The organism is Nocardia sp. NPDC127526 (assembly GCF_042672265.1).
Lineage (GTDB): Bacteria > Actinomycetota > Actinomycetes > Mycobacteriales > Mycobacteriaceae > Nocardia.
This window is the reverse complement of the sequence record NZ_JBHXVO010000002.1, coordinates 381,935-400,287: the sequence shown is the minus strand read 5'-3', so window position 1 is coordinate 400,287 and position 18,353 is coordinate 381,935. Positions and strand designations below refer to the sequence as shown.

Here is an 18,353-nt window from a genome sequence, read left to right as displayed (position 1 = left end):
AGCCGCACACCGAGATCTGCGAAATGACGGGTACCGCTTGATGGACAGGACAGAAGCCTGCCTCGAAGACGTGAGCAACATCTTGGTCTCGCCCGCGGTGTTGCGGGACAACGAGGTGAGCCGGGACTTCTTCGGGTCCACGATCACACCGGAGGAGTTTGCTTCCGGTGCGGTCGATCTCGCGCAGAAGACCGTCTATCTGTGCGGTGATGTGTCGGGGGTCGGTGACCGCCGATTACGGGCGGCTGCCCGGGTTTTCGTCATTCGGGAGCTGTCCCACGGTTACCGCGAGGACGTCGACGCGCCGTGGACCGTCATCGGCCTGGGCCGGGTTCCGGTTCGCGTGCACGGCGTCGGCGTGTACTACCGCCGCTTTTTCGACCCCGGCGACGACTACTTCGCACGGATCCGCGCGGAGCACGCGTTCCAATCCCTGACCGAATCCACCAAGCCCGGGACAGCCCATCGCCGCGGTATCTACTTGACGCCCGTGACGCGAAGTGGCGATGAACTGCATTTCCGCCTACTCCGCTGCTCCACGAATCTGTCGGGCCCGACCGAGAACTTCCGTCCGACCGACACGAGCATCGTCGAGGCCCTGAACCGCGAGGCCGCCACCGTATTCCGGGACCACGCACCGCTCAATCACGTCCTCGCCCAGATCTACCACAACACCCTCGCCACACCCGAGCGCAAGCAGTCCAAGGCCAAGATCTCGGCTCACGCCGACAAGACCAAGGACATGCCCGCCAACGGCATCATGGCCTTCTGCACCTTCTACGACGGCCTCGACAAGCTGCAGCCCTTGCCCGAAGACTCCTTCGACGTCGGGGTGAAGCGCGCCAGCGGGCTGACCGAACTCCGCTTCCGCCTCAAGGATTCGGCCGCAGAGCGCGACGGCGTCCCGGCGCAGTTCGGCCTGACCCTCTATCCCGGCTCCGTCTTCTTCATGCCCCTGTCCACCAACCGTCTGTACACCCACGAGATCCGGCCCTCGACATTGGCCGCCGAGCTGCTGCCGACCCGGCTGGGATACGTCGTGCGCTGCTCGAAAACCGAAGCCGTGCACAAGAACGGCCAAACATTTCTCGAGCGCGACGGAAATCTGGTGCAGCTCGGGCCGCCCACACCGGAAGGCATGAACGAACTGCGCAGGCTGTACGCCGAGGAGAACAGAACCTCGTCCGTCATCGACTACAGCGACCGTTTCGACTTCAGCATGAACACGGGAGACTACGTTGCCCCCCGCCCCTAGGGTCTCGCACGAGATCATCTCGTACGCATTGCCATTCGAGCAGAACCTCTTCGCGGAGCTCTCCACATCCGCCGTCTTGGAGGATGTGGGAAAGGGTCGCCGAGGCGCCACTCTCACCAAGCCCGACGAGGCGGGCCGCGTCCCTCTGGTCCGCACCACCACCCGATACCGCAACCCAACCCAGCACTTCCGCCCGGTGCACGACCGCCTGGCTCAGCGAATCCGAACGCAGACAGGGCTCCAGGTCGCCTTCAACAACGCCCTCATCGAGACCTACACGAACGCCTACACCACCATGGGCGGCCATTCCGACCAAGCCCTCGACCTGGCCGACGATTCGTTCATCGCCGTCTTCTCCTGCTACCGGCACCCCGAAGGGCTCCCACCAAGAAAACTGATCTTCGAACCAAAGGTTTCCGCCGAAAAGTTCGAGATCCCCCTCACCCACAACAGCGTCGTCGCATTCTCCATCGCAGCGAACCGCCGACTCAAGCACAAGATCGTCCTGGACACCCCCGCCCGACCAGCGGACAACCAATGGCTGGGCATAACCTTCCGAACATCGAAGACCTTCCTCCACTTCCGCGAAGGACACCCCTACCTCCCCCAGGGCGCGCGCCTCATGCCGGCCGACGACGACCAACAGCGCGAGTTCTACCAACTACGGCGACGCGAGAACAACGAAACTGACTTCGTCTACCCCCCACTGACATACACCGTCAACGAGCCCGACCTGCTGCCACCCCTCTGACCTCGACTGCCGGCGCCTCAGCTCAGCGCGAATCCGGATGTGTGGCACGTACTGACTGATCCAACACGGCGTCAGGCTCTCGAACAGCATGCGTTGTCGACCGGATCTCGATTTGAAACATCATCGACCGGGAACTGGTGGCGGACCCTTCTCGGGCTTTGCCGCCACCTGTTCCCGGTCGACGTCCTTTCACATGTCTGAGGACGTGAGATTCGGCCGGTAACCATCGATTCGAATCCCACGCCGGGTGGACGCGGCTCGTGCCGGCGTATGCGCGGTGAACGGGTGGTCGGTTCTCGCGGCGCTCCGGATAGAGGCGTCCGGGGGCGGCCTCAGCTTGCTGCCGCTAGTACTCTCCACACTTTTCTGGAACGTGAGCGGGGTTGGGGGGCCGCGTATTCGATTCGGCGGCGTGCTTCGTGGGTGCTGATCCGCAGGAGGTCGGTCAATAGGTCTACGGTGTCGCGGTAGCCGGTGTCGGCGGCGAGGCCGCGGCGTTCGGCTTCGGCGACGGCGGCGCGCATGGCGGCATCCAGGCGCCTTCGGCGGCGTTCGGTTTCGACGAGGGTGCGGAGCAAGTCGACATCGGCCAGGTCCGGCCATCCTGGTGCTGGAGCATTCGGCGCCAGCGCGGTCGAATGTGTGTTCACGCGAGGCAGCCTACCTCAGGATAGAACATATGTTCGACAATTCGTCTGGGTCGGCATGGCGGGGATGACGTCGGCGTCGGTGCGCTGCTGGTGGCGATGACGGGGCGTTGGCTGCGCCACCGCTATCGAGGCAGGGCTTGTCCTCGATAGCGGTGGCCCGGCCGCCGGCTCTATTGTCTGCGGCCGGGACTCATTTCAGGTGCCGGGCGAAGAACCGGCCCGCTGCCTCCCCTGCGTGTTGCGGGACGCCGGTGTGTCCGCCCAGATTGGCGTTGAGGGTCTTCTCCTTGGAGCCGAAGGCGTCGAACAGGTCCAGTGACCGCTGCCGGTCGTTTCCGTCGTCGTCCCACTGCAACAGGACATACAGCGGAATGGTGACCTGCCGGGCTTCCTCGAGGATGGCGCGGGGCACGAAGCTGCCCGCGAACAGGACGGCGGCCGAGATGCGCGGCTCGACCACCGCCAGCCGGGTGGCGATGGAGATGACCCCGCCGGAATATCCGACCGGGCCGCCGATTTCGGGCAGCGCGAGCAGGGCGTCGAGGGCGGCCTGCCATTCCGGGACCGCCTGGTCGACCAATGGGAGGATGAGCCGGTCGATGATGTCGTCGGTGACCGATTCGCCGGCGGCCAGCGCTCGGCGCAGGTCGGCGCCGACCCGGTCGGCGGCAGCGGAACGGGGCCGCTCACCGCTGCCGGGGAGTTCGATGGCGGCCGCGGCGAAACCTTCCGCCACGGTGTACCGGGCCCTGGCCAGCAATCGCGGATACATCTGTCGTAGTCCGAAACCGCCGGGCTGACCGAGCAGGATCAGCGGCAGCGGTGCGGGTGTGGATGCGGGTGTCCACAAGATGCCGGGGATCTCACCGAGTGTGAATTCGCGCTCGAGAACGCTGTCATCGAGGCGCTTTTCGGAAGTGAAGTGCATGGTCGTGCCTTTCGGGAGTGCTGTTGAACGGCGCTCCCGGACGACCTACCGCCCGACCGTGACCCCGAAGGGGAGCACCCATGTCGATACTGCGTTCACGGGTACCACCTCCTCGTTCTCTTGCACGGCCTCCCGGACGCTAGCAGCGGCTGTGGTTGTTCGCCAACAGGTTTTGCAGCCTGCGCGATGACATAGATTCCGGTTTCACCTGCTTGCGTGCGATTCGCGGCGTCAAGAGGGGCACGAGGCCGGATCGGCGAGCAATTCGGCGAGCAGGACCTCACCCTCGGGCCATGGCCCGTGTGCTCCGGTGAGATGTCCGACCGCGCCGATATCGACCAGGCGCGCGCCCCAGGCCGCCGCGAAGGAGGCCGCCCGGGCGGGAGTCATCCACCGGTCATCGCGACTGGCCGCCAGGATCGATGGGAATGGCAGTGCCACACGGGGAATGGGATCGAAGCCGCGAACCTCCGGCTCGGGATTCTCCTCGACATCCGCCGGTGTCACCAGCAATGCGCCCCGCACCGGCCTATTGCCGCCGGCGCCGACCCAGTGCGCGACCGTCAGGCAGCCGAGGCTGTGGCCAACCAGCACCGGGGGCCGGCGACACCGCCCGATCGCCTCGTCCAACCGAGCTACCCACGCCGCGCACCGGGGCCTGTCCCAGTCGTCCTGCGCCACGCGAATCGCATCGGGAAGGCGCTCGCACCAGATCGACTGCCAATCCTGGGGCTCCGGCCCATACCAGCCGTCCACGAACAACACCGTCATGAACGCCAGTGTGGCACTCCGAGTTTGGGGCCGCACTCAACTCGACGAGCTCGGCACTCCAGCCGAAGTCGGGCAGTTGCGGGCCTTCCGAACCGGCGAGTCGCAGCGTCCGCGCAGCCGTCCGCGCTGCCTCCGGTGGGCGAGGCCTGTCGCGGCACGGAAGCGCCGCTCGATTGTGCGCGCGGTGGCCGCTGGGAGGCTTCGCAGGGCAGCCGCTCGCAGCCGGGGGAATGCGAGCTCATCTGTTCGCGGGGAGGAGTTCTTTGATGAGATGTTCTACGCGGGTGCGGATTTCGTCGCGGATGGGGCGTACGGCGGCGAGGTCTTTGCCTGCTGGATCGTCGAGTTGCCAGTCTCGGTAGTCGACGCCGGGGAAGTAGGGGCAGGTGTCGCCGCAGCCCATGGTGATGACGACGGTGGAGGATTCGACGGTGTCGGGGGTGAGGATTTTCGGGGTTTGGGCGGTGATGTCGATGCCGAGTTCGGCCATGGCTTCGACTGCGGCGGGGTTGAGGGTGTCGGCGGGGGCGGATCCGGCGGAGCGGACGTCGATGGCGTCGCCGGCGAGGTGGGTCAGGAAACCGTGGGCCATTTGGGAGCGACCGGCGTTGTGGACGCAGACGAACAGGACGCTGGGCTTGGAGTCCATGGGTGGGTGAACGCCTTTCCGGGGATGGGGGACGACGACCTGGTCGGCGATTTCGCCGGGGTGGGGGTAGAGGACGGCGATCAATGCGAGTCCAGCTGTGGCGCCGAGGATTTGGGCTGCGATGAAGGCGGGCGCGGAGGTCGGGGCGATGCCGGCGAAGGTGTCGGAGAAGATGCGGCCGAGGGTGACGGCGGGGTTGGCGAAGCTGGTGGAGCTGGTGAACCAGTAGGCGGCGCCGATGTAGGCGGCGACCGCGGCGGCGGAGAGCGCGGCTCGGCCGCTGCGGGCCAGGGCGAAGATGACCGCGATCAGACCGGCGGTGGCGACGACCTCGCCGATGAGGTGACCGGTGGTGATGCGGTCGTGGGTGGAGATCTGCCGAGCGGGCAGATCGAACATCGCATTGGCCAGGATCGCGCCGGTGATGCCGCCGCCGATCTGGGCGCAGGCGTACGCGGCCACCTCGCGCACGGTGAGCCCGGTGCCGTGACGGCGGCCGGCCCACCAGTCGGCCGCGGAGACAACGGGATTGAAATGCGCGCCGGAGACCGGGCCGAACACCAGGATCAGCACACCGAGACCGAGCACGGTGGCGGTGGAGTTCTCCAGCAACTGCACCCCGGTGTCGCCGGGCGAGAGCTGCTGAGCGGCAATGCCGGAGCCGACTACAATCGCGACCAGGGCCGCCGTGCCGACGAATTCGGCCAGCAGGCGGCGAGCGAGGGCGATCACGAGATCGACTCGACGGCAGCGTAATCCAGCAGCGGCCGCAAGCTCGCGAGGGCGGTGGGCGCGAGCCGGTAGTACACCCAGGAGCCCCGGCGCTCACTGGTCAGCAACCCGGCTTCGCGCAGCACCTTCAAGTGGTGGGAGATGGTCGGCTGGGAGACGTCGAAGCCCGCGGAGACGTCGCACACGCAGGCTTCCTGCCCGGCCCGGCCGGCAATCGAGGAGAGCAGCCGCAACCGGACCGGATCGGCCAGCGCCTTGAGCGTGGCCGCCATGGCGATCGCTTGCGGCTCGGTCAACGGCTCACCGACCACCGAGGCGGGCTCGCAATCCCGCACCGTCAACGGCAGCTCTGATTTCGACACACATCGATATTGATGGTTATCGAATCCATGAGCAAGCAAACATTCGGTGAACGGCTGGGCGAGTGGGCCGAGCCCCGGAAATCAAGCGCAGCCCACGCCCCGGCGTTCCAGCAGCACGGTGTCACGCCATTGCCCGCCGAGCTGGGCGATGCGTTCGCGCACGCCGACGGTGCGGAACCCGGCCGAGTGATGCAGCGCGATGCTCGCCCGGTTCTCCGGGAAGATCGAATTCTGCAGCGTCCACAGCCCGTCCTGATCGGCCGCGAGGACCTGGGTGCGCAGCAGGGCCCTGCCGACTCCGCGGCCACGCATGCCATCGGCGACATAGACCGAGGTCTCGGCGACGCCGCGATAGCACTCGCGCGTGGAAACCGCTGTGGCGGCGGCCCATCCGGCGACCCGGCCGTCGATCTCGGCGACCCACCGGTGCCCGGCCAGCCATTTGGCGTCGAGTTCGTCGCGGGCGGGGACCTCGGTTTCGAAGGTGGCGTTACCGGTGGCGATGCCCTCACCGTAGATGCGCAGCACCGCCTCCCAGTCGCTGTCGGTCAGCGCCCGGACGGTGACATCGTCGGGAATGTCGGTGGGGCAGCACGGCTGCGGCGGCAGCACTCCCATGACGACGTCCGCCGCGTGCGGCAGTCCCGTGCAGCAGGCGGGGTTGATTGCGACGATCGTGCTGGTGCGGTCCTTGTGGATCTTCACGAATCCGACGTCGGCCAGCTTGCGCACATGGTGGGACACGGTCGGCTGCCCGACGCCGAGCGCCTCGGCGATCTCGCCGATGGTCGTCCCGGCGGGCTGGGCGGCGACGTGGTGCAGCAACCGCACCCGGGTGGGGTCGGCCAGGCAGGCGAACCAGCTCGCGTAGGTGGTCGCGTCCGCGATCGGGAGTGCGTTCACGCGGTGCTCGGTCCGGACGACCGGCATGTCCAGCGACGTCATGGATCCACTATATCGATATCCATCGATGGTTGCTTTAATCGACGTTCGTCGATACAGTTCTGGTCATTAAATCGATGAGTATCGATGAAAGGATTTCCGATGAACGAGTTGCCCGTCGTCGTGATCGGTGCCGGACCGATCGGCCTGGCCGCCGCGACCGAACTGCGCGAACGCGGCCTGACGCCATTGGTGTTCGAGCGCGGCGACACCGCGGGTGCCGCAGTCGCGGAATGGAATCACGTGCGGCTGTTCTCGCGCTGGGGCGAGCTGATCGCACCCGCCGCGCGACGGCTGCTCGAATCCTCCGGATGGATTGCGCCCCAGGCAGATTCGTACCCGACCGGCCGCGAGTGGGCCGCAGACTACCTGGTTCCGCTGGCGAAGGCCCTGGGCGAGGACGTCGTGCGCCTCGGGGCGGAGGTCACCGGCATCTCGCGGCGCGGCCGAGACCGGGTCGTCGATGCCGGGCGGGAGAGCGAACCGTTCACCGTGCGCGTGCGCTACGCCGACGGCAGCGAGGAACGCCTGCTCGCCCGCGCGGTCATCGACGCCTCGGGCACCTGGGGCGGCCCCAATCCGCTCGGCGGCGACGGGCTGCCTGCACTCGGCGAAATCGCTGCGGCACAGGCGATCTCCTATCGCGTACCCGATCTCGACGACGAGCGGATCCGTGCCCGTTACGCCGGAGTGCACACCGTGATCGCGGGCAGCGGGCATTCGGCGCTCACCGCGATCGTGGCACTGGCGGGCCTGGCCGAACAGGCGCCCGGCACCCGTATCACCTGGGTGCTGCGGCGCGGCGAGGTCGGCAATACCTTCGGCGGCGGTGATGCCGATCAACTGCCCGCGCGCGGCGCGCTGGGATTGCGTGCGAAGGCAGCGCTCGATCGGGGAATGTTGCGGGTGGTAACCGGATTCCGTACCGCCGCAGTCGAATCCGGTGACAGCGGTCGTGTCGCTCTGGTTTCGGAGGCGGGCGCCCGCATCGAGGGCGTGGATCAGGTGGTGACCCTGACCGGGTTCCGTCCGCAGCTGACGTGGCTGTCCGAGATCCGCCTCGGCCTGGACCCCGTCCTCCAGGCGCCCGTGCGCCTGGCCCCGCTCATCGATCCGAACGTGCACTCCTGCGGCACCGTGTACCCGCACGGCGTAACCGAGCTGTCCCACCCCGAACCCGGGTTCTATCTGACTGGAATGAAAAGCTACGGCCGCGCCCCGACCTTCCTCGCCCTGACCGGATACGAGCAGGTCCGCAGCATTGCCGCCGAACTGGCCGGCGACCACGAATCCGCGACGCGGGTGGAGTTGACCCTGCCCGAAACCGGTGTCTGCGGTGGCGCGGGCGTGTTCGACGCCCCCGGCGCCACCGCCGACGAGGCGAGCGGCTGCTGCGGCGGTTCCGCTGCGCCGCAACTGATCACCCTCGGATCGGTATCCAGCGCCAACTGATTCACTCCCATGCCCACCCCGAAAACACCACGCAGGCCGACTCGCTCACCCCGAATCGGCCTGCGCCGGTTATTAATTCAGTAGCGCTCGGGAGCTGTGATCGCGGATCAGCTGGGCTACCGGGTGGGCATTCGCATCGAGGAAGAAGTGGCCGCCGGGGAAGGATTTCGCGACGAAAGAACCCGAGGTGTGCGAACCCCACGCCTCGATCTGCGCGAAGCTCGCGTCGGGATCACGGTCGCCGACGAGGGCGACGATCGGCGTGCTGACCGTCGCGTCCGTACTGCATTCGTAGGTTTCGATGGCCCGGTAGTCGTTCCTGACGATCGACAGAATCAACTGCCGGAATTCCGGGTCCTCGAGCAAAGCCGGTGGGGTGCCGCCGAATTCCAGCAGGTGCCCGGCGAGTTCCCGATCGCTCAGCAGATGCATTCGGATCTCGGGCAGCTCGGCCGAGGGCGCGCGCCGGCCGGAGGCGAACAGGACCCGTGGGCTCGCTGCGAATTCCCGCTCGAGTCGCCGGCAGGCCTCGAAAGCCACGACGGATCCCATGCTGTGCCCGAACAAGGAGAATTCCCGAGCGCCCCCGAGCGCCTCTTTCAGCTCGGGCAGCAGACCGTCGACGAGGTCCGCGATATCTCATAGGTGACCGAGAGCCCCTCACGCCGCGCGGTGACCAGACCGGCGCGCCGCAGAATCGACAGCTGCTGCGACAGGTTCGCCGCCTCCACCCCGATCTCGGTCAGCATCTCGGATACGGCATGCTCCCGCTGGCTGAGCAACTCGAGCACGCGAATACGCACGGGGTGTCCGAGCGTCTTGAAGAAGTCGGCCTTCATTTGATAGAGCGGCCGCTGCATCCCTGGCATCCGAGCCACTCCTTCCGCTGATGGCGGAATCACTGCCGACGACCGCCGTATTGATTGCAGAGTTTAGCAAACAGCGCAATCACTCGTCGGCGCGCTGCCCGGCGACATAGCGGATGACCTCGACGGGGTCGAGCAGGATCAGCCCCTCGATGCCGAGTTCGTCGAGCTGGGGCAGGAATTCACGGATGCGCTGCTCCTCGTCGACGATGACGATCGCGACCGGCAGATCCTGCGACAGCGACAGCAGCCGGCTGGTGTGGATGAGCGAGGTGGCGCCATAGCCTTCCACCCCGTGGAAAACCGATGCCCCCGCCAGCCCGGCGCGGTGGGCGCGGCGCACGATCTCCGCCGAGAGCGGTTTGTGATGCCAGGTGTCGCTGTCGCCGATGAAGATCGTCAGCCGTAATGCACTACCCGCCAATCGCATCGATGCTCACCCTTCCCGTCGTTCGGGTAACGCCGTGCCTTCATGGTCCCAGAAGGGTTGGCGGCTGTCCGGTGTGGGTAAAGAACTGAGCGTCCGTCGTCGTTCGATCTTGGGGGACCGGTGTCCGAACCTGCTGGCAATAATCGTGAAACATCGACCGCCGCTCCGACATTCGTTTTCGTGCACGGATTGACGAGCAACAGCTTCTACTGGGCGCCCGTGGTTCGCGAACTGGCCCTGCTCGGGCACCGCGGCCTGCCGGTGGATCTACCCGGACACGGGCTCGACGCCTCCTTCCCGATGTCCTACCAGGCGCAGGACATCGCCGCATTCGCCGCCGAGCCGTCGACGATGTCCGCGATCACGGTGCAGGACAACGTCGATCACGTCATCGACGTCGTGCGGAGGGTGCGTGCCCACGGCCCGGTCATCCTGGTCGGCCACAGCCTCGGCGGCATTACGATCGGCCTGGTCGGCAACGCCATCCCCGAGGCCATCCACCGCATCGTCTACCTCTCCGCCTTCTGCCCCTCCACCCCCGACGCTCCCAGCGCCATGGCCCTGAGCCAGACCCCCGAAGCCATGAAAGAAGTCCCCACCCCGAACCCGGACCACTCGCTGTTCCTGGGCATGGAGCCGGTCTCCCGCGGCCTCATCCGCTTCAACCTCCGCTCGGCCGACCCCGAAGCCCTCGAGGACTTCCGCCGCACGAATATGCCCGAAGCCACCCTCGAACAAATGCTCCCCATCATCAACTTCGGCATGCAACCCGAAGACGCCGCCCAAACCAGCTTCGCCGACGCCCGAGTCGACCCCGCCACCTGGGGCCGCATCCCCCGCACCTACATCCGCCTGACCCTCGACAACGTCATCTCCCCGGCCCTCGCCGCCAAAATGATCACCGACGCCGACCGCCTCACCCCCGGCAACCCCTTCGACGTCCACACCCTGCAAGCCGGCCACGTGGGCGTAATCCTCCAGACCCGCGAACTGGCCGCCATCCTCGATAGCCTCACATAGTGCGCAGCGCAATGGCCCACTGAACAGGACCACCGGAACGATGGGAAGCGGACTGTGCCGGGCGGCCCGTTGGACAATCACGGTCTCCCGGCGATATCCGCGCTGACGCTCACCGGCTTCAATATCGGGTCGCGGTGGGCCGGGGCGGCAGACTGGTGGCATGGAGATCACAGCGGCGGTCGGGGCGGTGCTCGGGGCGTTCGGGTTGTCGGGGGCGGCGGGGCTCAATGCCTGGTTGCCGCTGCTGGTGGTGGGGGTCGCGGACCGGGCCGGGTGGATCGATCTGGGTAGCTCGTACGGGTGGCTCTCGTCCACTCCCGCGTTGATCGTTATCGCGGTCGTATTCCTGCTCGACCTGGTGGGGGACAAGATTCCGGCGTTGGATTCGGCGCTGCACGGCATCGGGGCGCTGGTGGCGCCCGCCTCCGGTGCGATTCTGTTCGCGGCCGAAACCAGTCTGTCCGCGCAGCTGCCGCCCGCGGTCGCCGCGATCCTCGGCGCCGTCACCGCGGGCAGCGTGCACGCCGGCCGGGCGGTGGCGCGGCCGTTCGTCACGGGAACGACCGCGGGCGTGGGCAATCCGGTGGTCTCGACGGCCGAGGACGGCACCTCGCTCGTGCTCACGATCCTGGCGCTGGCGGTGCCGGTGGTGGCGTTCGTGGTGATCGTGGTCGTGCTGATCGGATTGGGCTGGTTGGCATTTCGGGCGGCTCGATGGCTGCGTGGCGGGCGCGGGCGCGGGTAGTTCGGGTCTAGTGTTGGCCGGTATGGCGAGCAGGGACATTGTGGTGACGGTGGGCGAGGCCGACTGGCGCACGTTGAACGATGCCGCCGACTGCGCGGGGATGAGCGTGGAGGCGTATGTCTCCTGGGGCGTGCGGGTGCTGGCCATGCAGGCCAGACCCGGCGGGGCCAAGCAAGGCGGTGGTGCGGGCAGCCCCAGGGCGGGACGGCGCCCGTCCGGGACCACCGAGGAATCGGAGTCCGCCGCCTGGACCGAAACCTTCTCCGAGCGCCTGTCCCACCGCGCCGACCGGCACCACACCGACTGAGTGGAGCCCGCGGATCAAGACCGTCCCGACGCGGCCGCCGCGGGACTCCGGCGTGCGGTCCAGCGGGCGTCGAGGGAGTAGGCGCCCGCGCCGACGAGCAGCAGGAAGGTGCTGCCGCACAGCTGGGCGAGGTCGGTGCGGGATTCGTGGAGGAAGTCCCACCAGCCGGACTTGCCGCGGAACAGCGCGGCGTCGCTCCACAGGATGGGCAGTTTGGTGATCAGCAGCGCGCCGAGCATGTTCACGATCATCGGGATCGCCGCGAGGCGGGTGAGCAACCCGGCGAGAATGAGTACGCCGCAGGTGATTTCGAAAACCCCATCCAGGGGAGCGAAGAATCCCGGAGCCGGGATTCCGGCCTTGTCGAAGCGGCCCGCGCCGAGGGCGTCGGGACGCAGGAATTTGAGAATGCCTTCGTACAGGAAGATCGCGCCCACGTAGAGGCGGATGAGGATCACCGCGGCGGGCGCCCGGGTCGCCGTCACGCGATCGAGGAAACGAGTTCGGTTCTCGGACATGAGCTTTGTCCTCCACAGCGAGATGCCACCGCGAACTGCCTACCGATCCAGTATCGGCGAAGTGCAACCGGTGACGCAGCGACAGGCCCACAGGGCGGCCGGGCGATCCGCCACCGCCGGAGTCACTCCAGAGGGACCGGCCAGCGCAATTGCGTTCCCGAGCCATCGGCGCGTCCGTCGCGGCGGCACAGCGAGCCTCGCGCCCGGTGGCCGGCTCTTTCACCGCCGAGGTGATCGACGGCTTCTCGGCGAGATCGGCGACGTGCTCGGCGAAGGTATCCACGTGGTCGTCGAGAGTGAAAGTCGCGAAGGAGGCATCGATTTCGGTCGGCTGGAACTCTGCGGCGTCCCTGGACAGGATCCGGGACACCAGTCCGGCGCCAGGAATAGGCATGGGGAACTCCTTCCAAAGAAGTGATCACCCTGCAGGGCCGGTCCTGACTAGCCGACCCCCGGTAAATCGAGAGATGGACCCTGGCTCAGGTCGACTCGAGGCCGATACACTGTAATTTAAATATGCGCATCTATGCATGTGCTGCTTACCGTGTCAGCGATGCGAGGGCCGACGACCCAATGAGGTGATGACGTTGTTCCCTGGGGTGACCGGGCTGAGAACGGGATGCTCGGAGCATCACCGGAATCAGGAGACATCATGGCTGACAACGTTGTTCCCGCGCCGGATGCGGGCAATCTTCCGATCGTGGCCGCTGTGGACGGGTCGGAGATCTCCTATCAGGCGGTGGCCTGGGCGGCGGCCGAGGCCGAGCTGCGGGGGTGCCCGCTGCGCATCATCACCTCGTATGCGATCACCGTCGGGCAGGACCCGCGGACGGTGTACGGCGCGGCCGAGATGGCCGGGTTGCGGCGGGACGGGGAGCGGGTGCTGAGTGAGGCGCTGCGCATCGCCAGGCATGCCGCACCGGACGAATCGCTGGAGATCACCACCGAATTGACCTTCGATCTCATTACGCCGACCCTGCTCGGCTTGTCGAAGCAGGCGCGCATGCTGGTGGTCGGCAATCGCGGGCGGGGCGCGATCCGGCGGGCGGTGCTCGGTTCGGTGAGCACCGCGCTGACGCGTCACGCGCATTGTCCCGTCGCGGTGATCCATGGGCTCTCGGAATCGGAGCCGGGATCCTCCGGCAAGCCGGTTGTGGTCGGCGTCGATGGTTCCGAGAACAGTTTGCCCGCAGTCGAAATGGCCTTCGAAGAGGCCGCGCGCCGCAAGGTCACGCTGATCGCGGTGCATGCCTGGAGCGACACCACCGGCTACGACCTGCCGGTGGTCGGCTGGGACGGGATCCGGGAAACCGAGGATGTGCTGCTGGCGGAGAGCCTGGCCGGATTCGGCGAGCGCTACCCGGAGGTGCGAGTGGAGCGGGTCGTGGCCTGCGATACCCCGGTGCGCGCACTGCTCGAGCACGCCGACGGCGCCCAGCTGCTGGTGGTCGGCAGCCACGGCCGCAGCGGATTCTCCGGCATGCTGCTGGGCTCGGTGAGCACCGCGCTGCTGCATCTCTCCACCTGCCCGGTGCTCGTGGTCCGGGAACCCTGAAACGCGAATCCCGAGGAAGGACAAGCGATGTCGAGGACACATCCGGACCCTGAGACGCTGCGGGCGGCGCTGACGCTGGCGGTGCGGGCGCCTTCGGTGCACAACACCCAGCCGTGGCTGTGGCGCGTCGGGGACAAGACCGTGCACCTGTACGCCGACCACCGCAGGCAATTGCCGCACACCGATCCCGACTCCCGCGAGCTGGTGCTCAGTTGCGGTGCGGCCCTGCATCATCTGAGCGTGGCGTGCCGGGTGTTCGGCTGGGAGACCCGGGTGCACAGGCTGCCCAACCCGGCCGAACCGCGGCATCTGGCCGCGGTGGAATTCAGTGCCGCCGCCCCCGATCCGGCGGTGGTGCGCCTGGCGCGAGCCATTTCGCGCCGGCGCAGCGACCGGCGGCGCTTCACCTCCTGGGAGGTGCCCGAGGGCCAGGTCGCGCGGATCACCGCCGCCGGCGCCGGTCGGGGCGTCACCGTGCACGATATCGATGGGGCGGGGGAGCGGACCCGCCTGCTGAGCGCCTTCCGGCAGGCCGCCGACGAACACACGGGCGATGCCGCCTACCGCGCCGAACTGGCGGCCTGGAGCGGCCATCACGCCGCGCCGGAGGGTGTGCCCGCCCGCAATGCGGTGTCCGCCACCGACCCCACGGTGCGGCCGTTCGCGCAACCCGCGCTGGTCGAGGCGGTGGTGCGCGACACCGACGAGGCGGCGCGAATGCTGTTGCTGTGCACCGCTTCCAATGATCTGGAGTCCTGGCTGCGGGCCGGTGAGGCCGCCAGCGCGGTGCTGCTCACCGCCACCGCGCACGGCCTGGCCACCTGCGCGCTGACCGAACCCCTGGAGATCCCGCGGCTGCGCGAACGCATTCGCACCGACATCCTGGGCGGTTTCGGGCATCCGCAGCTGATCATCCGCATGGGCTGGGCGGCCACGAGTGCCGCGCCGATCCCGGCGACACCCCGGCTGCCGCTGCACGAGGTCGTGCGGCCGCTGGAACCGGCCGACGCGAGGTGATCGGCGATGGCAGGCAATCCCGTCCCGTTGCTGCGGCTGTGGCGGCTGCAACCGTGGAATCGCAATCCGCTGATGCGCGGTACGGATCGCTGCCAGGCGGTGCTCCGGCTGATGGTGATCGCCCTGCTGCTGATCGTCGTGCCGGTCGCGGGTGCGGCCGGCACCGCGGGCTACACCCGCACGGCCGACCGGATCAAAACGGAATCGGCCGCGAAGACTCTGGTCACGGCGACCCTGATAACCGAATCCACGCTGCGGCCGGGCGTGGGCGACTATCAGGCGGGCCGGTACGAGGCGCAGGTGAGCTGGCCGCGGAATGGGAATACCGATACCGGGACGGCCACTCTCGACGCGGCGGCGGCGATCGGCTCCGACGTGCAGGTGTGGCTCGATGCGGACGGGCGTCTCGCCGCGCCGCCCCCGAAAACGGGAACGGCGCTCGGCGACGGTGTCGGCATCGCGCTCACGGTGCTCGTCATCGGCTGGGGTGGCGCGATGGCCCTGCAATGGTGCGTGGTCTGGCTCCTGGACGGACTGCGCAGCCAGCGGTGGGACGCCGAATGGCGCGCCTTCGCCAGACCTATCGGCACCGACTGACATATCGAAGGACTTGGAGGACGAAATGACAGAACAAGCCAATTCCCCTGCACAGCAGTTGAATCCACCGGTGGTGGTGGCCGTCGACGGTTCGGCCCTGTCGTATCACGCCGCCGCCTGGGCCGCGGTCGACGCGGGCCTGCACGGCTGTGCGTTGCAGATCGTCACCTCGGTGGCGGTGCCGACCGGTTTCGGTCCGGGCGCGGTGCTGTCGGAGTCGGATATCCAGTGGCTGCGCACCGACGGCGAGCGCGTGGTGACCGAGGCCGCCCGGGTGGCGCGGACGGCGGCCGCCGGCGAGGCCATCACCATCAGCACCGATGTGATCCTGGATCCGATCATCCCGTTCCTGATCGAGCGCTCGAAGCAGGCCCGGATGGTGGTGATGGGCAGTCGCGGCCTGGGCGCCTTTCAGCGCACTCTGCTCGGCTCGGTGAGCACCGCGCTGAGCCGGCACGCGCACTGCCCGGTCGCGGTCGTCCACTCCACCGCGGGCACCGATCAGGTGTCGGCGGAGAAGCCGGTGCTCGTCGGGGTGGACGGCTCGCCGACCAGCGTCAAGGCCCTCGAGCTGGCCTTCGAGGAGGCGTCGTTGCGCAAGGTGGGCCTGACCGCACTGCACGCGTGGAGCGACTATCTGGGCGCGGACTACCCGCTGCCCGGGTGGGATGTGTTCCGGGAGGAGGAGAGTGCGGTGCTGGCCGAGCGGTTGGCCGGTTTCGGTGAACGCTACCCGGATGTGCCGGTGCGCCGGATCGTGGTGATGGACAGGCCCGTTCGCTCCCTGCTCGAGGAATCCGAGCATGCGCAACTGATCGTGGTGGGCAGTCACGGTCGCGGTGGATTCACCGGCATGCTGCTCGGATCCACCAGCGCCGCACTGCTGCACAGCGCGGACTGCCCGATGATCGTGGTGCGCGAACGCTGACCGCGGCGCCGTCGCATCGGATTCGATTCCGGTGCGGCGGTTCTCGGTGCGACGGTGCGGTGGCGCTCAGTGCAGTGGCACCGACCACCGCAGCCGGGTGCCGCTGCCATCGGCATTGGGCAGAATCGCGAATTCGCCGCCGACCTGCTGGGCGCGGTGCTCGAGATTGTTCAGCCCGCTCGGCGTGATGGAATCCGGAATCCCGCACCCGTCGTCGGACACCACAATGGTGAGGTCATCCTCGACTTCCACGGTGACGGTGAGGGTTTCGGCCCCCGAGTGCCGCACCGCATTGCTGACCGCCTCCCGTACCACCGCCTCGGCGTGATCGGCCAGCTCGGGCTCGATCACCGACAGCGGCCCGGAGATGCGCAGCGAGGTGCGCATTTCCACCGACGCGGTGTGCTGTTTGATCACCTGCTCCAACCGCTGCCGCAACCGGGTGCTCTGCCCGTTGCCGCCGTGCAGATCGAAAATCGAGGTGCGGATCTCCTGTACCACGTCCTGGAGATCATTGATGACCTCCGAAAGGCGTTGCCGCACTTCCGGAGTACGGGCCCGCGCCACGGTGCCCTGCAGGTTCAGCCCGGCCGCGAACAGCCGCTGGATGACGTGGTCGTGCAGATCGCGGGCAATGCGATCGCGGTCGGTGAGCACATCCAGCTCGCGCATGCGGTGCTGTGCCTCCGACAGCTGAATGGCCAGCGCGGCCTGGTCGGTGAAGGCGGCCGCCAGCTCCACCAGCTCATCGGGGAACAGCGGCGCCGCCAGGGGCCGCACCATGACCAGCACACCGAAGGTGGCGTCCTGGGCGTGCAGCGGCAGGATGAGCGTCGGGCCCGCGTTCGCGATCGGCTTGCCCAGCTCGATGTCGTCGGCGCTGTCGAAGCGCAGCGGAGCGCCCTCGCGGAAAACCTTGCCGATCGCGGTGCCGACCGTGCCGGCGACGGACACGCTGGGCCCCTCGGCCGGTCCCGACCACTGGGCGATACGTAGCTCGGTGACCTCCTCCGGCGTGCTCTCCGGGTCGTCGTTGACGGCCAGGAACGCCTGCACGGACTGGGTGAGCGCGCGCGCATGGGCCACCACGTCGGCGAGCACGGCGTCGGCGTCGGTGCCGGCCAGGAATTCGGTGGCGATATCGCGAGTGGCCTCGATCCAGGCCTGCCGGGTCTGGCTCGCCTCGTAGAGTCGCGCATTGTCGATGGCGGTGCCGGCCGCGGCGGCCAGCGCGCGCACGATGACCTCGTCGTCCTCGGTGAACGGGTGCCCGCCGGCCTTCTCGGTGAGATAGAGATTGCCGAAGATCTCATCGCGGATCCGGACGGGAACACCGAGGAAGGTGCCCATCGGCGGATGGTTTTTGGGGAAGCCCACCGAGGCGGGGTGATCGGCCAGATTGAGCAGCCGAATGGGCTGGGGCTGGCTGAACAGCAGTCCCAGGACACCGCGCCCGGCGGGCAGATCGCCGATGTGGGCGGCGGTGACGCTGTCGATGCCCTCGTGAATGAACTGGGTGAGCTGCTGGTCGTGACCGCGGACGCCGAGCGCGCCGTAGCGGGCGTCGACCAGGCTGATGGCGGTGCGGACGATGGTGCGCAGGGTTTGGTCGAGGTCGAGGCCCGAGGTGACCGTGAGCATGGCCTCGACCAGGCCGTCCATCCGATCGCGGGCGTCGATGATCTGCTCGACACGGTCCTTGACCTCGGTGAGCAGTTCTCGCAATCGCAATTGCGAAAGAGTGTCGCGCACCGAGTAGGAATCGCCTCGCGGATCCACGGTCATGGTCGTCTTGTCCTGTGTCTGTGGTCGCGAATCGGATGTCACGCACCGTGTGCCCACATTCTATTTGGACAGGGATCCATTTGTATTCCACGC

Annotated in this window: 20 protein-coding genes and 2 pseudogenes; 10 read left to right on the top strand and 12 right to left on the bottom strand. The window is 67.7% G+C overall.

Annotated elements, in window-relative coordinates; translation table 11 throughout:
* Nucleotides 1-70: 70 nt before the first annotated feature.
* Together ACFVIV_RS05015 and ACFVIV_RS05010 are read left to right on the top strand one after the other, a co-directional pair.
* On the top strand, nt 71-1,255 hold the full coding sequence (locus tag ACFVIV_RS05015) for a hypothetical protein (protein WP_379193470.1): 1,185 nt from the start codon (nt 71-73) through the stop codon (nt 1,253-1,255).
* Nucleotides 1,256-1,283: 28 nt separating this feature from the next.
* Nucleotides 1,284-2,006 (top strand): hypothetical protein, encoded by a 723-nt coding sequence (locus tag ACFVIV_RS05010; protein WP_379193469.1) that lies wholly within the window; start codon nt 1,284-1,286, stop codon nt 2,004-2,006.
* A 332-nt stretch (nt 2,007-2,338) separates the two neighbouring features.
* Here ACFVIV_RS05010 and ACFVIV_RS05005 read toward each other — a convergent pair whose 3' ends face one another.
* From ACFVIV_RS05005 to ACFVIV_RS04975, 7 genes and pseudogenes are all read right to left on the bottom strand, one after another.
* Entirely contained in the window at nt 2,339-2,656 is a 318-nt protein-coding gene (locus ACFVIV_RS05005) for a DUF222 domain-containing protein (protein ID WP_379193468.1), read from the bottom strand.
* Nucleotides 2,657-2,846: 190 nt separating this feature from the next.
* Nucleotides 2,847-3,584, bottom strand: coding sequence for an alpha/beta hydrolase (locus ACFVIV_RS05000; RefSeq protein ID WP_379193467.1), 738 nt, complete (start codon nt 3,582-3,584; stop codon nt 2,847-2,849).
* Nucleotides 3,585-3,815: 231 nt separating this feature from the next.
* Nucleotides 3,816-4,355 carry an RBBP9/YdeN family alpha/beta hydrolase gene (locus ACFVIV_RS04995; protein ID WP_379193466.1) on the bottom strand — a complete coding sequence of 180 codons (540 nt, stop codon included), beginning with the start codon at nt 4,353-4,355 and terminating at the stop codon, nt 3,816-3,818.
* Nucleotides 4,356-4,593: 238 nt separating this feature from the next.
* Complete coding sequence (locus ACFVIV_RS04990) at nt 4,594-5,004, bottom strand: arsenate reductase ArsC (protein ID WP_379193693.1); 411 nt, start codon at nt 5,002-5,004, stop codon at nt 4,594-4,596.
* A gap of 24 nt (nt 5,005-5,028) precedes the next feature.
* Nucleotides 5,029-5,736: pseudogene (locus ACFVIV_RS04985) on the bottom strand (aquaporin); the annotation flags it as partial.
* Complete coding sequence (locus tag ACFVIV_RS04980) at nt 5,733-6,098, bottom strand: ArsR/SmtB family transcription factor (RefSeq protein WP_379193465.1); 366 nt, start codon at nt 6,096-6,098, stop codon at nt 5,733-5,735. The pseudogene ACFVIV_RS04985 and the gene ACFVIV_RS04980, both read right to left, overlap by 4 nt.
* 81 nt (nt 6,099-6,179) lie before the next feature.
* Complete coding sequence (locus tag ACFVIV_RS04975) at nt 6,180-7,043, bottom strand: helix-turn-helix domain-containing GNAT family N-acetyltransferase (protein WP_379193464.1); 864 nt, start codon at nt 7,041-7,043, stop codon at nt 6,180-6,182.
* A gap of 99 nt (nt 7,044-7,142) precedes the next feature.
* On the opposite strand from ACFVIV_RS04975, the gene ACFVIV_RS04970 reads away from it, so the two are divergent.
* Entirely contained in the window at nt 7,143-8,492 is a 1,350-nt protein-coding gene (locus tag ACFVIV_RS04970) for an FAD-dependent oxidoreductase (protein WP_379193463.1), read from the top strand.
* Between the two features lie 72 nt (nt 8,493-8,564).
* Here the strand turns inward: ACFVIV_RS04970 and ACFVIV_RS04965 are convergent, their stop codons facing one another.
* The 3 genes and pseudogenes from ACFVIV_RS04965 to ACFVIV_RS04955 all read right to left on the bottom strand — a co-directional run bounded on the left by ACFVIV_RS04965 (nt 8,565) and on the right by ACFVIV_RS04955 (nt 9,788).
* Nucleotides 8,565-9,095 (bottom strand): thioesterase II family protein, encoded by a 531-nt coding sequence (locus ACFVIV_RS04965; protein ID WP_379193692.1) that lies wholly within the window; start codon nt 9,093-9,095, stop codon nt 8,565-8,567.
* Nucleotides 9,096-9,124: 29 nt separating this feature from the next.
* Nucleotides 9,125-9,361: pseudogene (locus ACFVIV_RS04960) on the bottom strand (ArsR/SmtB family transcription factor); the annotation flags it as partial.
* 79 nt (nt 9,362-9,440) lie between these two features.
* Nucleotides 9,441-9,788: a DUF190 domain-containing protein gene (locus ACFVIV_RS04955; RefSeq protein ID WP_379193462.1), complete on the bottom strand. Its 348-nt coding sequence runs from the start codon at nt 9,786-9,788 to the stop codon at nt 9,441-9,443.
* Nucleotides 9,789-9,908: 120 nt separating this feature from the next.
* On the opposite strand from ACFVIV_RS04955, the gene ACFVIV_RS04950 reads away from it, so the two are divergent.
* The 3 genes from ACFVIV_RS04950 (at nt 9,909) to ACFVIV_RS04940 (ending at nt 11,860) form a co-directional block, all read left to right on the top strand.
* On the top strand, nt 9,909-10,808 hold the full coding sequence (locus ACFVIV_RS04950; protein ID WP_379193461.1) for an alpha/beta hydrolase: 900 nt from the start codon (nt 9,909-9,911) through the stop codon (nt 10,806-10,808).
* Between the two features lie 160 nt (nt 10,809-10,968).
* Nucleotides 10,969-11,553 carry a DUF4126 domain-containing protein gene (locus tag ACFVIV_RS04945; RefSeq protein WP_379193460.1) on the top strand — a complete coding sequence of 195 codons (585 nt, stop codon included), beginning with the start codon at nt 10,969-10,971 and terminating at the stop codon, nt 11,551-11,553.
* Nucleotides 11,554-11,575: 22 nt separating this feature from the next.
* A complete protein-coding gene (locus ACFVIV_RS04940) occupies nt 11,576-11,860 on the top strand; it encodes a hypothetical protein (protein WP_379193459.1) in 285 nt (94 codons plus the stop codon).
* Nucleotides 11,861-11,874: 14 nt separating this feature from the next.
* Here ACFVIV_RS04940 and ACFVIV_RS04935 read toward each other — a convergent pair whose 3' ends face one another.
* On the bottom strand, nt 11,875-12,378 hold the full coding sequence (locus tag ACFVIV_RS04935; protein ID WP_379193458.1) for a DoxX family protein: 504 nt from the start codon (nt 12,376-12,378) through the stop codon (nt 11,875-11,877).
* Between the two features lie 652 nt (nt 12,379-13,030).
* Here ACFVIV_RS04935 and ACFVIV_RS04930 point away from each other — a divergent pair.
* Genes ACFVIV_RS04930 through ACFVIV_RS04915 form a run of 4 tightly spaced genes read left to right on the top strand, consistent with a single transcriptional unit; the run spans nt 13,031 to nt 16,475 of the window.
* Nucleotides 13,031-13,933 (top strand): universal stress protein, encoded by a 903-nt coding sequence (locus ACFVIV_RS04930; RefSeq protein ID WP_379193457.1) that lies wholly within the window; start codon nt 13,031-13,033, stop codon nt 13,931-13,933.
* A gap of 27 nt (nt 13,934-13,960) precedes the next feature.
* Nucleotides 13,961-14,950 carry an Acg family FMN-binding oxidoreductase gene (locus ACFVIV_RS04925; RefSeq protein ID WP_379193456.1) on the top strand — a complete coding sequence of 330 codons (990 nt, stop codon included), beginning with the start codon at nt 13,961-13,963 and terminating at the stop codon, nt 14,948-14,950.
* A gap of 6 nt (nt 14,951-14,956) precedes the next feature.
* Entirely contained in the window at nt 14,957-15,547 is a 591-nt protein-coding gene (locus ACFVIV_RS04920; RefSeq protein WP_379193455.1) for a hypothetical protein, read from the top strand.
* A 25-nt stretch (nt 15,548-15,572) separates the two neighbouring features.
* A complete protein-coding gene (locus tag ACFVIV_RS04915) occupies nt 15,573-16,475 on the top strand; it encodes a universal stress protein (RefSeq protein WP_379193454.1) in 903 nt (300 codons plus the stop codon).
* Between the two features lie 66 nt (nt 16,476-16,541).
* On the opposite strand, the gene ACFVIV_RS04910 is transcribed toward ACFVIV_RS04915, so the two are convergent.
* Complete coding sequence (locus tag ACFVIV_RS04910; RefSeq protein ID WP_379193453.1) at nt 16,542-18,260, bottom strand: GAF domain-containing sensor histidine kinase; 1,719 nt, start codon at nt 18,258-18,260, stop codon at nt 16,542-16,544.
* Nucleotides 18,261-18,353: the final 93 nt, after the last annotated feature.

Coding starts and splice junctions, on each gene's coding strand:
- ACFVIV_RS04990 (WP_379193693.1), bottom strand. CDS start 5,004: ATGGACTCCAAGCCCAGCGTCCTGTTCGTCTGCGTCCACAACGCCGGT.
- ACFVIV_RS04920 (WP_379193455.1), top strand. CDS start 14,957: ATGGCAGGCAATCCCGTCCCGTTGCTGCGGCTGTGGCGGCTGCAACCG.
- ACFVIV_RS04925 (WP_379193456.1), top strand. CDS start 13,961: ATGTCGAGGACACATCCGGACCCTGAGACGCTGCGGGCGGCGCTGACG.
- ACFVIV_RS04995 (WP_379193466.1), bottom strand. CDS start 4,355: ATGACGGTGTTGTTCGTGGACGGCTGGTATGGGCCGGAGCCCCAGGAT.
- ACFVIV_RS05000 (WP_379193467.1), bottom strand. CDS start 3,584: ATGCACTTCACTTCCGAAAAGCGCCTCGATGACAGCGTTCTCGAGCGC.
- ACFVIV_RS04930 (WP_379193457.1), top strand. CDS start 13,031: ATGGCTGACAACGTTGTTCCCGCGCCGGATGCGGGCAATCTTCCGATC.
- ACFVIV_RS04955 (WP_379193462.1), bottom strand. CDS start 9,788: ATGCGATTGGCGGGTAGTGCATTACGGCTGACGATCTTCATCGGCGAC.
- ACFVIV_RS04945 (WP_379193460.1), top strand. CDS start 10,969: ATGGAGATCACAGCGGCGGTCGGGGCGGTGCTCGGGGCGTTCGGGTTG.
- ACFVIV_RS04935 (WP_379193458.1), bottom strand. CDS start 12,378: ATGTCCGAGAACCGAACTCGTTTCCTCGATCGCGTGACGGCGACCCGG.
- ACFVIV_RS04975 (WP_379193464.1), bottom strand. CDS start 7,043: ATGACGTCGCTGGACATGCCGGTCGTCCGGACCGAGCACCGCGTGAAC.
- ACFVIV_RS04940 (WP_379193459.1), top strand. CDS start 11,576: ATGGCGAGCAGGGACATTGTGGTGACGGTGGGCGAGGCCGACTGGCGC.
- ACFVIV_RS04910 (WP_379193453.1), bottom strand. CDS start 18,260: ATGACCGTGGATCCGCGAGGCGATTCCTACTCGGTGCGCGACACTCTT.
- ACFVIV_RS04915 (WP_379193454.1), top strand. CDS start 15,573: ATGACAGAACAAGCCAATTCCCCTGCACAGCAGTTGAATCCACCGGTG.
- ACFVIV_RS04970 (WP_379193463.1), top strand. CDS start 7,143: ATGAACGAGTTGCCCGTCGTCGTGATCGGTGCCGGACCGATCGGCCTG.